The sequence below is a fragment of the Pelagimonas sp. genome, from assembly GCF_050633425.1.
Classification (GTDB): Bacteria; Pseudomonadota; Alphaproteobacteria; order Rhodobacterales; family Rhodobacteraceae; genus Pelagimonas.
The window spans coordinates 278,864-291,343 of the sequence record NZ_JBOEGM010000013.1 but is presented as its reverse complement, the minus strand read 5'-3'; the positions used below and the strand labels follow the sequence as shown (position 1 = coordinate 291,343).

Annotated in this window: 12 protein-coding genes; 6 read left to right on the top strand and 6 right to left on the bottom strand. The window is 54.9% G+C overall.

Going from position 1 to position 12,480, the window contains the following annotated elements; translation table 11 throughout:
• Positions 1-28: 28 nt before the first annotated feature.
• The 3 genes from ACRBB0_RS12580 to ACRBB0_RS12570 form a co-directional block, all read right to left on the bottom strand.
• On the bottom strand, positions 29-544 hold the full coding sequence (locus ACRBB0_RS12580; RefSeq protein ID WP_431374781.1) for a DUF2937 family protein: 516 nt from the start codon (positions 542-544) through the stop codon (positions 29-31).
• A gap of 68 nt (positions 545-612) precedes the next feature.
• Complete coding sequence (proS, locus tag ACRBB0_RS12575; RefSeq protein ID WP_431374780.1) at positions 613-1,959, bottom strand: proline--tRNA ligase; 1,347 nt, start codon at positions 1,957-1,959, stop codon at positions 613-615.
• A gap of 63 nt (positions 1,960-2,022) precedes the next feature.
• A complete protein-coding gene (locus ACRBB0_RS12570; RefSeq protein ID WP_431374779.1) occupies positions 2,023-2,457 on the bottom strand; it encodes a hypothetical protein in 435 nt (144 codons plus the stop codon).
• Between the two features lie 82 nt (positions 2,458-2,539).
• Between ACRBB0_RS12570 and ACRBB0_RS12565 the strand changes: the two genes are divergently transcribed.
• The 6 genes from ACRBB0_RS12565 to ACRBB0_RS12540 all read left to right on the top strand — a co-directional run bounded on the left by ACRBB0_RS12565 (position 2,540) and on the right by ACRBB0_RS12540 (position 10,344).
• Entirely contained in the window at positions 2,540-3,094 is a 555-nt protein-coding gene (locus ACRBB0_RS12565; RefSeq protein WP_431374778.1) for a TetR/AcrR family transcriptional regulator, read from the top strand.
• Positions 3,095-3,147: 53 nt separating this feature from the next.
• A complete protein-coding gene (locus ACRBB0_RS12560) occupies positions 3,148-4,215 on the top strand; it encodes an AI-2E family transporter (RefSeq protein ID WP_431374777.1) in 1,068 nt (355 codons plus the stop codon).
• The gene (locus ACRBB0_RS12555; protein WP_431374776.1) at positions 4,215-4,904 is read left to right on the top strand and encodes a chromosomal replication initiator DnaA; all 690 of its coding nucleotides are present in this window, start codon (positions 4,215-4,217) and stop codon (positions 4,902-4,904) included. The genes ACRBB0_RS12560 and ACRBB0_RS12555 overlap by 1 nt, the downstream gene beginning before the upstream one ends.
• Before the next feature lie 59 nt (positions 4,905-4,963).
• Positions 4,964-7,135, top strand: coding sequence for an RNA degradosome polyphosphate kinase (locus ACRBB0_RS12550; protein WP_431374775.1), 2,172 nt, complete (start codon positions 4,964-4,966; stop codon positions 7,133-7,135).
• Between the two features lie 275 nt (positions 7,136-7,410).
• Complete coding sequence (locus tag ACRBB0_RS12545) at positions 7,411-8,709, top strand: flagellin (protein WP_431374774.1); 1,299 nt, start codon at positions 7,411-7,413, stop codon at positions 8,707-8,709.
• Between the two features lie 93 nt (positions 8,710-8,802).
• The gene (locus tag ACRBB0_RS12540) at positions 8,803-10,344 is read left to right on the top strand and encodes a Ppx/GppA family phosphatase (RefSeq protein ID WP_431374773.1); all 1,542 of its coding nucleotides are present in this window, start codon (positions 8,803-8,805) and stop codon (positions 10,342-10,344) included.
• Here ACRBB0_RS12540 and ACRBB0_RS12535 read toward each other — a convergent pair.
• Genes ACRBB0_RS12535 through ACRBB0_RS12525 form a run of 3 tightly spaced genes read right to left on the bottom strand, consistent with a single transcriptional unit; the run spans position 10,341 to position 12,463 of the window.
• Positions 10,341-10,715, bottom strand: a complete 375-nt coding sequence (locus ACRBB0_RS12535; RefSeq protein ID WP_431374772.1) for a hypothetical protein — start codon at positions 10,713-10,715, stop codon at positions 10,341-10,343. The genes ACRBB0_RS12540 and ACRBB0_RS12535 overlap by 4 nt on opposite strands.
• A 48-nt stretch (positions 10,716-10,763) precedes the next feature.
• Positions 10,764-11,771, bottom strand: coding sequence for an endonuclease/exonuclease/phosphatase family protein (locus ACRBB0_RS12530; RefSeq protein WP_431374771.1), 1,008 nt, complete (start codon positions 11,769-11,771; stop codon positions 10,764-10,766).
• Complete coding sequence (locus ACRBB0_RS12525) at positions 11,771-12,463, bottom strand: TerB family tellurite resistance protein (RefSeq protein ID WP_431374770.1); 693 nt, start codon at positions 12,461-12,463, stop codon at positions 11,771-11,773. The genes ACRBB0_RS12530 and ACRBB0_RS12525 overlap by 1 nt, the downstream gene beginning before the upstream one ends.
• Between the last annotated feature and the right edge of the window lie 17 nt (positions 12,464-12,480).

Below are 12,480 nucleotides of genomic sequence, written 5' to 3'. Positions count from 1 at the left end.
GCTGGTGTTTTAAGTTAAGGCTGGCGTTTTAAGTCGCGCGTTTCCGGAATATGCCGGTGACGCTTGTCCACAGCCCAGTCAAAAGCGCGAACACCGCGCTGAGGCTGAGCCATCCCCCCAGAAACCCGGTTCCGGCAAAAACAGCGCCTTCGAAGGTCGCTGGGAGGGCGGGCTTGAAGTCGTCAAACGCCTGTTTGGCAACATCCTGATCGCCCATATACCCCGCCAGCCGCGCCCGCATAAATGGCCCTGCCCCGTTGAGCGCCTCTTGGGCGGACACCAGATAGCTGTGCCGTTGCACATGGGTTGACATATTTGTGGCTTGGGTTTGGCTCAGCGGCCCTTCTTGCGACAGGGACTGAATATAGGCGTCAAGAGACAACCCCGCTTGGGCAGCGTCGGTTTCATACTTTTGGACGATCGCAGACATCTCATCTACGGCGCCGCCCAATCTCTGGGCATATTGTTGTGAAAATTCAGGGAATTGTGAGAATCCAACCGCACCGGCCAATCCGCCTGCCATTGCCAAAACTCTCAGTACCATAATATGCCCCGCCTGTTTTCGCCCAGCCTAAAACAGGCAGGGCGAACTGTCAGGGGGAATTTGCCAGATTAACTGGCAACCGCCTTGCCATAGATTTGCGCGATACGCTCGATCGCGGCTTCTGGCGGCATTTCTTCGCTTTCGCCGGTCCGGCGCGAGGTCAGTTCCACCACACCGTTTTTGAGCCCACGTGGACCAACCGTGATCCGCCAAGGCAGGCCGATAAGATCCATCGTGGCAAACTTGCCCCCAGCGCGTTCCTTGGTGTCATCCAGGAGCGGCTCAAGACCAAGTGCTGTGAGCGCGTTATAGATTGTATCACAGGCCGCATCCGCCGCCTCATCGCCAGCCTTAAGGTTGACGATCCCGCAATGGAACGGCGTCACACCTTCGGGCCAGATGATGCCCTTGTCGTCGTGCGACGCTTCGATGATTGCCCCCAACAGACGTGACACGCCAATGCCGTGCGACCCCATATGAACCGGAACCTTTTTGCCATCGGCGTCTTGCACGCTGGCCGCCATGGCTTCGGAGTATTTGGTACCAAAATAGAAAATCTGCCCCACTTCGATACCGCGCGCGGTGCGACGGCGTTCCTCGGGAACCTCGTTAAACAGCGCGTCATCATGGGTTTCATCAGTGCGGGCGTATTTGGTTGTGAACTCTTCCAAGACGCCTTGGCACTGTTCAACGCTGTCGTAATCGATGTCACGATCGCCAAAGCTCAGGTCGGTCACGGCGCTGTCATAGAACACTTCGCTTTCGCCGGTGTCTGCCAACACGAGGAATTCATGCGTGTAATCGCCCCCAATTGGTCCACCATCGGCCCGCATCGGAATCGCCTGCAGCCCCATGCGTTCATAGGTGCGCAGATAGCTGACCAAATGACGGTTATAGGCGTGCAACGCGTCCTCTTTGGTGAGATCGAAGTTATAGCCGTCTTTCATGTAAAATTCACGGCCACGCATCACACCAAAGCGCGGGCGCACTTCGTCACGGAACTTCCATTGCACATGATACAGTGTCAGCGGAAGGTCTTTGTAGCTGTTCACATGGCTGCGGAAAATGTCGGTGATCAGCTCTTCGTTGGTGGGACCATAGAGCATATCGCGGCCATGGCGGTCATTGATGCGCAGCATCTCTTCGCCGTAATCGTCATATCGCCCGCTCTCACGCCACAGATCCGCCGATTGCACCGTTGGCATCAGCATCGGGATATGCCCGGCGCGGACTTGCTCTTCGTGAACGATGTTTTCGATGTTTTTCAACACCTTGAAGCCAAGCGGCAGCCAGGAGTAAATCCCCGCGCTCGATTGTTTGATCATCCCAGCACGCAGCATGTAGCGGTGGCTGACGATCTGAGCCTCGGAAGGTGTTTCTTTGAGAACCGGCAGAAAATAGCGGGAAAGGCGCATCAGTATGTCCCTTGATACAGTGTCCAAGCGGTTTTGAGCTATGCTGCCGCGCTTGGCAAGGGCTCAGCGCGCCTCGCCCTGTCTATTCGCCACCGCTCTGATGTGTGACGGGCCCGAGCCGACCATATTGCGCCGCTGCCGTTCGGCCCAATAGGCCGCCATCGGAAAGCCCAGAAACAAGACCCATTGGGGTTGGGTGCCAAGCTCACCAAGCTGAGTGATGCCGTAATACAGAAAAAGCCCTGCCCATCCGATTTGCAAGACCGAGACGGCGACACACAGCGCCGGGTTGTGATGGAACGCAAGCCACATATAGCTGATCGCAAACCCAATGAGCGCAACAGTCACCGCATGCCACAGCACGCCAGACATTGCGCGCAGATCAGGGGTCGAGAGCTGCTCGGCAAATGCAGCAGCATATTGCGGACCGCCCAAGAACACATGCACAACGACGATAAAAATCATCAAGACAGTTAGTCCAAGATAGGGTTTTGACATGCCTTCACCTCCATACGGTTGCGTATGGTTTTGCTCCAGCGCTACACCGAGTCAATACGTTACCGTATGGTGAGGCCGACTGATGCAAAAACGATTGTCACAAGAAGACTGGCTGGCTGCCGGGTTTCGCGCGCTGGCCCAAGGTGGCCCAAGTGCTATTCGTGCTGAGGCAATTGCCCGTGATCTCAAGACAACCAAGGGGTCATTTTACTGGCACTTTAAAGACCTCAAGGCATTCAAAACGGCCATGTTGACGCTTTGGAAGGACAAAGCGACAGACGCAATCATTGCCAATTTGCAAGATTTGCCGAAAGGGCACAATCAACTGCTTGCGCTGATCAAAACCGCCAGCCACGCGCCCGACAGGTTTGGCGGGATCGGTGTTGAGCCCGCAATTCGGGAATGGGCCCGCACCGACCCAGACGCTGAGGCCGCGCTCATCGACGTTGACAAGCGCCGGATCAGCTTCCTGCACGAACAGCTCACCCGATTGGGCACGGATGCCGACATGACCCATGCCCGACTGTTCTACGCGGCCCATCTTGGGCTTGAACAGCTGGCACGCACGACCGGAGAACGAGGCGAAATTGAACGGCATTTGCTATTATCCCTGATGCAGGCGGATAAAGCGGGATGAACACTTGAAACAACGCGGTTTCCACGCAATGTAGAGACGGAAAAGGAGCGCAAATGGCCCTGCCCGTCAAAGATCAGATCAAGTACTGGGGAATCACGACAGCGGTGTCTGCGCTGACCCTGTGGTTTCTCGGTGATGTATTGCTGCCGTTTGTGATTGGCGGTGCGATTGCCTATTTCCTTGATCCCGTTGCCGACCGCCTTGAAAGCATGGGCCTGTCGCGCTCTGCGGCCACGGCGACGATCACGGTGATCGGCGTTTTGACCTTTGGGATCATGTTGCTGGCCGTTATTCCGACCCTGATACAACAGGCGGTGTCCTTGGCTCAGACCGCGCCGCAATTGCTCCGAGATTTGCAGTCATTCCTGAACGAACGGTTCCCCTATCTGACGGACGATGCCGGCGTCGTGCATGATTCCCTACTCAAAATCGGCCAGATCATACAGGAAAAGAGCGCCCAGGTTCTTGGAACCCTGTTCAACTCAGCAAAATCCATCGTCGACGTCGCCATCTTGATGCTGATTGCACCGGTGGTGTCCGTCTACCTTTTGGTGGATTGGGACCGCATGGTTGAGCGCATCGACTCCCTTTTGCCCCGCGACCATGCCCCCACCGTTCGCATGCTGGCGCGTGAAATCGACGGGGTATTGTCGGGATTTGTTCGCGGAATGGGCTCTGTTTGTTTGATCCTTGGCATCTATTATGCCTTTGGCCTGTGGCTTGTTGGCTTGCAATTTGGCTTGGTCGTCGGCGTCATCGCAGGCGTGCTGACCTTTATTCCCTATGTCGGGGCACTGGTTGGGGGCGCTTTGGCAATTGGGTTAGCGCTCTTCCAATTCTGGGGCGACTGGCCGCTGATCATTGCGGTTTGGGCCATTTTCCAATCGGGTCAGATTATCGAGGGCAATGTCCTCACCCCACGGCTTGTCGGCTCTTCGGTTGGTCTTCATCCGGTTTGGCTTTTGTTGGCGCTGTCTGTGTTTGGCTCTCTCTTTGGATTTGTCGGAATGCTGGTCGCCGTTCCGGTTGCCGCTGCAATTGGGGTCTTGGCTCGCTTTGCATTGTCGCAGTATAAGGGCAGCCTTCTTTATCGCGGACTGGCGGAAGACAAGGATACATAATGTTGGTCGAACAATTGCAGATCCCCCTGCCCGTTTTGACGGCGCTGGGTCGGGACGACTTTTTTGTCAGCGAATCCAATGCCATTGCCGTGGCCTTGGTTGAAGGCTGGGAAAACTGGCCGTCGCGTAAGATGGTGCTTAACGGGCCGGCAGGATCTGGAAAAACTCATCTTGCGCATGTCTGGGCCAAGAAATCCGGCGCGCGCATTGTGGCGGCGCAGGGATTGGAATACGCCGATATTCCGCAATTGGCCCAAGGGTCGATCTGTGTTGAAAACGTTGATCAAATTGCTGGAAACATGCATGCCGAAGAGGCGCTGTTTCATCTGCACAATCTGGTGCTTGAACAGGGACATTCCTTGATGATCACTGGGGCGGCCGCGCCCAATCTCTGGCCGCTAAGCCTCCCTGATTTGCACAGCCGAATCATGGGCGCGCAATCGGCGGCGCTGAGCGGGCCCGACGACATGCTTTTGTCGGCTTTGTTGGTGAAACTGTTTGCGGATCGCCAAATTGTTCCGGCCAGCGACGTGATCCCCTACCTGTTGCGGCAAATGCCCCGCAGCTATCACGCAGCGCGAACAATTGTGGATAAGCTCGATCGAGCATCATTAACCCGCCCATCTGGGGTCAATCGACCATTGGCTATTCAAATTTTAGCCGAGCTAGAAAGCCCGTCTGACACATAGAAGTTTGAGTGATAGACTTATGTCATTAAAGCTTTGCAAAAAAGATCGCATAAGACCCTATGACACAAGCTGACTTTCTCAAATCCCCGCTGCCCGCCGCGACCGACCTTCCTGATTTGGACATCACCGGACCCGGTCGTTTCTACAACCGCGAACTTAGCTGGCTCGGCTTCAATTGGCGCGTTCTCGAAGAGGCGGAAAACCCACGGGTTCCACTCTTGGAACGCATGCGCTTTCTGTCGATTTCAGCGACCAATCTGGATGAATTCTATACGGTTCGCGTCGCTGGTCTTCGCGAACTGGCGCATGCCGGGAACACAACGCCCGCCGCCGATGGGCTAAGCCCCGCCGAACAATTGGTTTTGATCGACGAAGACGCCCGCGATCTGATGGCAAAGCAACAGCAGGTTTTTGTCAAACTGCGCGCGGAACTTGAAACCAAAGGCATTGAAATCGTCACTCGCGATGGCATCACCGAAGACGACAAAGCCTTCTTGAATTCCGCGTTCTTGGATCAGGTCTTTCCGGTATTGTCGCCTCTGGCAATTGATCCCGCGCATCCGTTTCCCTTCATTCCCAACCTTGGATACTGCATTGCGATGCAGCTTGAGCGGTTGAAAGACAAAAAAGGGTTACAGGCCCTGGTGCCGATTCCGGCCCAGATTGACCGCTTTATGAAACTACCAGCGGCGGACGGAACACACCGGTTTATCCTGCTTGAAGATGTTTTACTTCTTCATATCGAGGGGCTGTTTCCAGGTTACCGCTGTCGCGATCATTTCGGCTTCCGTGTCCTGCGTGACAGCGATATCGAAGTTGAAGAAGAAGCCGAAGATCTGGTGCGTGAATTTGAAGTCGCCTTGAAACGTCGTCGTCGCGGCGAAGTTGTGCGCCTGACGATCACAGGAGGCACGTCTGACAAACTGCGCGACATTGTCATGCAAGAATTGCATGTCAACGAACAGGATGTCATCGAACAAGAAGGTCTGATCGGCATCGCAGACACCAAACATTTGGTGATTGACGAGCGGCCCGATTTGCTCTGGCCGTCTTTTACACCGCGTGTGCCCGAACGGGTCCAAGACCATGATGGCGACATGTTTGAGGCCATCAAACAAAAAGACATGTTGCTTCATCACCCGTATGAAACCTTTGATATGGTGGTGCGCTTTTTGCGTCAGGCAGCGATGGATCCCAATGTCGTGGCGATCAAACAGACCCTTTACCGGACATCACATTATTCACCCATCGTTGAAGCCTTGTGTGAGGCCGCCGAAGACGGCAAATCGGTCACGGCATTGGTGGAATTGAAAGCACGCTTTGATGAGGCGGCTAATATTCGCCAGTCGCGCAAATTGGAACGGGCTGGTGCGCAGGTGGTTTATGGCTTCCTTGATTGGAAAACCCACGCCAAGATTTCAAGCGTCGTACGCCGCGAAGGTGACAAGCTTGTCACCTACACCCATTGGGGCACCGGCAACTACCACCCGATCACCGCCAAGATTTACACCGACCTGAGCTTTTTCACCTGTGATAAATCCTTGGGGCGGGATGCTGCCAAGATCTTCAACTATCTGAGCGGTTACGCCCGTCCGGCTTCGCTCGATAATTTGTTGATTTCGCCCCACACGCTCAAGTCCTCGATGATCGAGATGATCGAAGCCGAGGCAGCACACGCGCGTGCAGGCCGCCCGGCGCAGATATGGATCAAGATGAACTCGCTCATCGAACCCACAGTCATTGATGCGCTCTACAAGGCGTCTCAGGACGGTGTGCGCATTGATTGTGTGATCCGCGGGATCAGCGGATTGCGTCCGGGGATCAAAGGGTTGTCAGACAATATTCGGGTCAAATCGGTTGTTGGTCGTTTTTTGGAACATTCGCGGATCGTCTGTTTTGGCAATGGCCACGGGTTGCCGCACAAAAAGGCGCGGGTCTTTATGTCCTCGGCGGATTGGATGGGGCGCAACCTGAACCGCCGTATCGAAACCGGGGTTGAGATCGAAAACGCCACCGTCAAAGCCCAGATCGTCAGCCAAGTTATGGCGGCGAACCTTGCGGATACAGCTCAGAGCTGGGTGATGGAGCCAAGTGGCAAATTCACGCGTCACGATGTGCCAACAGGTGAAAAACCATTTAACTGCCACCGGTTCTTTATGGAAAATCCGTCCTTGTCTGGACGTGGTTCCGCCGGGGCCAAAGATGTGCCCAAACTGACCCACGGCGATTAACCCCCTCGCAAGACAGGTGAACAAAGCCGGGTTATCATCAACCCGGCTTTTTCAGATCGGGCGGTGTGCCACATTTACGCCATAGAATGACCCTGCAAGCGCCGCAAAGTGTTAAAGCCCAGTTAAGACCGCTTTGACAGTGTGAATGTGCACTTGACCAACAAGTGGCGCAGTCCGCCCTTCGGAACTGCACTCGTCAGAAGACGCTGGATTTGCCGTGTGAATGCGCGGCACTGGCGTGCAAACGCCTTGACCTGAAAAATGAGGCGAGACTGATGTCGAGTATTCTAACAAACAATGGCGCTAGTGTTGCGCTGCAAACGCTCAAAGCAATCAACAGCGAGCTGAGCACCGTCCAGACCGAGATTGCCACCGGTAAAAAAGTATCACGCCCCGGCGACAATGCGGCTGTATGGGCCATATCCAAAACCATGGAAGCCGATGTCGCAGGTTTTAAAACGATCTCTGACAACCTAAGCTTGGGCCAATCAACGGTGGCTGTTGCCCGCCAAGGGGCCGAAACAATCACCGACCTTTTGACCGATATGAAAGGCAAGATTGTCGCCGCCCAGGAAGACAACGTTGATCGCACCAAAATTCAAGCGGACATTGAAGCGCTGACCACGCAGATCAACGACATTACCAATGCGGCGCAATTCAACGGTGAAAACCTCTTAAAGAGCCAAGACAGCGCGGCCGGGTCTGGCAGCATCAACATCATGGCATCTCTTGATCGCTCCTCAACCGGGGTGTCGACCAGAACCATGAATGTCAAAAAGCATGACTTGTCCACCAACACCTCAACAGTGGCCGCATCGGGCGGGACCTATACAGCGGACGCCGCCACGGCAACGTTGAACGGCACGCAAACCGCGACCATCGACGCCAGTGGGCTAACCGCCGAGGCCGGAGCAGTGTTTTCGATTTCGGTCTTTGGGACGGATGCAAACGACTCTGGCTTTGTTCAGGCCGATTTCCGATCAACCGCCGCCTCAGCAGAAACCCAAGCTGAAATGGCTGCGGGTGACATGAGCTATGTGGCCCATGAGGGCGACACAATGGCCGATGTGGTCAATGCTCTTGGCAAAAAATGGCAAGCCTTTGCCCATACCAACAACCATGATAGCGACGCCCTGACCTTGGATTTTTCAGGGTCCAGCATTGCAATGTCGTCATCCGTAACCACCGGATCAGACACCATCAAAGTGGCCATCAACCGACTGGATGCCGATGCCGGCAGCTCCATTGGTGGCGGGCTGGAAGATCTGGCGGATCTAGATGTTTCGACCGCCTCTGGCGCAGACGAAGCTTTGGGACGGATCGAAGGGCTTTTGCAAATCGCGGTCGAGGCCTCGGCCTCGTTCGGGTCGGACCAAGGGCGGATCGAAACCCAATCCAACTTTGTCTCTAAACTGACCGACACGTTGAAATCGGGCATTGGGGCGTTGACCGACGCTAATATGGAAGAGTCTTCGGCCAAGCTTCAAGCTCTGCAAGTTCAACAACAACTTGCGGTTCAGGCCTTGTCGATTGCAAACCAATCTCCTCAAACCTTGCTGGCGCTCTTCCGCTAAACCTATGGTTGACGATTAAAACAAGCGCTTTCAAGTGATTGACCCCCGGGTGTTCCTCAGGCCATATGTCCGAAAGAACGGGGGTCAATCACCATGCAAAACAGCCTTCCGCCGGACGACTGGGGCTCCTTTGGACGACCCTTGTTTGATGACCCAAAATCACGCGACCTGTCTCGGGTCGGCGTGGTTGATATCGGATCAAACTCGGTCCGAATGGTTGTCTTTGATGGCGCAGCCCGCAGCCCTGCTTATTTCTTCAACGAAAAAATTCTTTGCGGCCTTGGCGCAGGGATGAATGAAACCGGCCAGCTCAACCCCCAAGGTAAAGAGCGCGCCATGACGGCCCTACGCCGTTTTAAGTGTTTGGCCGATGGCATGGATTTGCCGCCGCTTACCGTGGTCGCCACAGCCGCCATGCGCGAAGCATCAGACGGCTCAGAATTCAAAACCGAAATTGAAACGCAGACCGGTCTCAAGGTCTATGTCATTGACGGCAACGAAGAGGCCCGTTTGTCCGCCCAGGGTGTGTTGCTTGGTTGGCCGGGCTCCTATGGGCTGATCTGCGATATTGGCGGCTCGTCGATGGAGCTTGCGGAAATCAATCACGGTGAAGTCGGCCGCAGGATCAGCTCATCGCTTGGCCCGCTTAAACTGCGCGACATTCCCGGTGGCCAAGAGGCACGCCAGACGCAAATCCGCAAGGTCATGCAGGAACTCAAAGACCATATGGGCAAACAACGCGATCGCCTGTTTTTGGTCGGCGGCAGCTGGCGGACCTTGGCAAAGATCGACATGCTGCGCCGCGACTACCCGCTGCATGTTTTACATGAATACCGAATGGATGCAGACTCGGTTGCAAAAACCATTGAATTCATTAAGCAATACGAACCAAATGAGCTTCGAAAGCTATGCCAAATTTCCTCCACACGTATGGCGCTGGTTCCCTATGCCGCCGAAGTTTTGTCTGAGCTGTTAGACAAGTTCAAACCCAAAGATATTGCGATCTCCAGCTATGGGATTCGTGAGGGTATGCTCTATGAGCAAATGCCAGAAGAGCTTCGCCGACGCGACCCGCTCATTGAAGCCAGCCGTTTTGCCGAAGCAAAAGATGCTCGAATTCCGGGATTTGGCAAACGGCTGTATGACTTTGTGTTGCCGCTGTTTCCCGAGGCTGACGACGCGCGACAGCGGCTTATCAAGGCTGCTTGCCTGATGCACGATGTCAGCTGGCGCGCTCATCCAGATTATCGGGCCGAAATCTGCTTTGACAACGCCACCCGTGCCAATCTGGGCGGGCTCAAACACTCGGAACGCATATTCTTGGGCATCGCGCTGCTATACCGGTATCGCAACAAACCGGACGGCACACATTTTGAACCCCTGTTTGAATTGCTCGAAGACGCAGACCAGCTTGAAGCCGAAATTCTGGGAAAAGCCATGCGCTTGGGCGCGATGCTTTGGATGGAAAAACTAACAGAGGAAGAAGCCCATTTGATGTGGGATATTCAAGATCGCCGGCTATTGCTCCGCCTGTCAGAGACGGCCGCGCCTCTTTACGGTGAAACCACCGAGGCGCGCTTCAATTCCTTGGCACTTGCTCTGGCGGCAGAAAATCATCAGGTCGAAACGGTCTAAAGGTCGATTTTTTCGCCTTCATCGACACTGGCACCATCATCACCATCGTCCAATTCCTTGGGCGTTTTTCGGCGGATGATAATATCCCCATTGGGGAGCGTTTCGGGAAGCTGATACGCCGCCCAATCGTCGACCTCGTCTAGCAGCTTTTCCATAACGGGGGCCATCTCGGCGGACAGTTTGTCAAGAAGTGGCCCCATTTCTTGGGCCAAACCTTCCAACTCGTCCATCGCGGGTTCCATTTCTTCCATCAACCCTTTGAAAAACAGCTTCGCCCCCTGCTCCATCAGCGAGGGGCCAGTGTCGTCTTGGGCAACCAACGGGGTGGCGGCGAAAGTGGCGATCAAGATTGGTACAGCTAAACGTGTCATGCCACCAATATAGGCCGTCTTGACATCCATGTAAGGGGAAAGGTGCAGTTAAAGCTCAATATCCAGTGTCACCGGAAAATGATCCGATGCCGTCAACAGGGCCTCCCGCAGTTCCGGCATGGACCAGCAACGCGGGTCGTCGAACGGGTGCCAAATACACCAATCGCCACTTTTGCTCTGCAAATCACGCGAGACCATGATGTAGTCCAACAATGCCTGCAAATAGCGTTTTTTGTCTTTGATGAAAAACCGTGATGTCGTTGGATGCGCACCAAGCCGACTGCGTAGGGCCTGATCGGCATGCGGATCAAACAGCGCGGTGTCACCCTCGCCCAACACAATTTCGACCGAGCTTCGCCCGAACAGGTGTTCATATTCGTCAAGCCCAGGACCGTCGTTGAGATCCCCCATAACCATGACCGGCTCATCTGCGGCTAGGTGACTATCAACCCGCCGCCGCAGCCAAATCGCCTGCGCCAATTGTTTACGCCGATTGGCAATCGAAATGCGCATGACTTCATCGCGCGATCGTGCCCCATGCGGAGCCTTGGATTTCAAATGCGCTCCGATCAACCGCAAAGTCGCACCGGATTGGGTTGTGACTGACAACTCAAGCGGTGGCTTGGAAAAACGCACCTCATCCCGCGTCGCATCAATATCAAGATCAATGCCCAAAACCTGATCAAAAACAGGAGCATCAAGCTCCGCTGCCCCCTTGGGATCATGGTGAACCGTCAGCACATCGGGATCATACAAAAACGCAATTTCCTGTTGCGTGTCATTGGCAAAACCGGTGACCACCTCACGGGTCCGCAATCCATAGACCTCGGCAAACCCCGTCAAGGCCTTGGTCGTCGACCGCTTGGAACTGGTATCGGGGGCCTCGATGATCATAACCCCGTCGGCATCCATCGCGGTAAAGACTTTGCCAAGTGCTTCGGCCTGTTGAGCACGGGTGATATTATAGCGGGCTGACCACTCCCCATCTGCCTGCAATTGCCCATGAACATCAAACAGCGCGTCAAACCATTCGACATTATAGGTGGCAATCCGCATCAACTGCGCGTTCCGGTAAGCTGGGCCTTAATCTCGGCCCAGGCATCGTTGATGTCTTGCATCCGGCGCTCTGACAGTTTGATCGCCTCTTCGGGCAATCCGCGCGCAATCATCACATCGGGATGGCTTTCGCGCACCAATTGGCGCCAATGCTTGCGGATCTCATCAATTGGCATGTCTGGGGTGACCCCCAGAACGGTGTAGGGGTCTGGTGTTGCGTCGGGCACAAATCGCGCCCGCATCGTCCGAAATTTCAGATCGTCGATCTCAAAAATCTGCGCGACCTCGGTTAAAAATGCGTCCTCGGCTGGGTGATATGTCCCGTCTGCCATTGCGATGTGAAAGAGCCCCTCGACCAGATCGTAGAGCGCTTCGGGTTCTGATCCGAACATCGATTTGATCCTGCGGGCATATTCGTCGAAGCCCGCAACATCTTGACGTGCAAGGTTAAACACCTTGGCAGCGCCAGCCTCATCTTCGGCTGATATGTGAAACACCTCGCGAAAAGCAGTGACTTCGTCGCGTGTCACAAGACCGTCGGCCTTGGCCATTTTGGCAGACAGCGCAATCACAGCAATTGTAAAAGCGATTGATTTCTCCGGCGGGCTGCGGAGTTTGTCAAAGACAACCGACAAGGCCTCGCCAGACGCGAGGGCGGCGACAGCTTGAGATATGCGGGACCAGATCGACATAATAGCTACCTTACGTC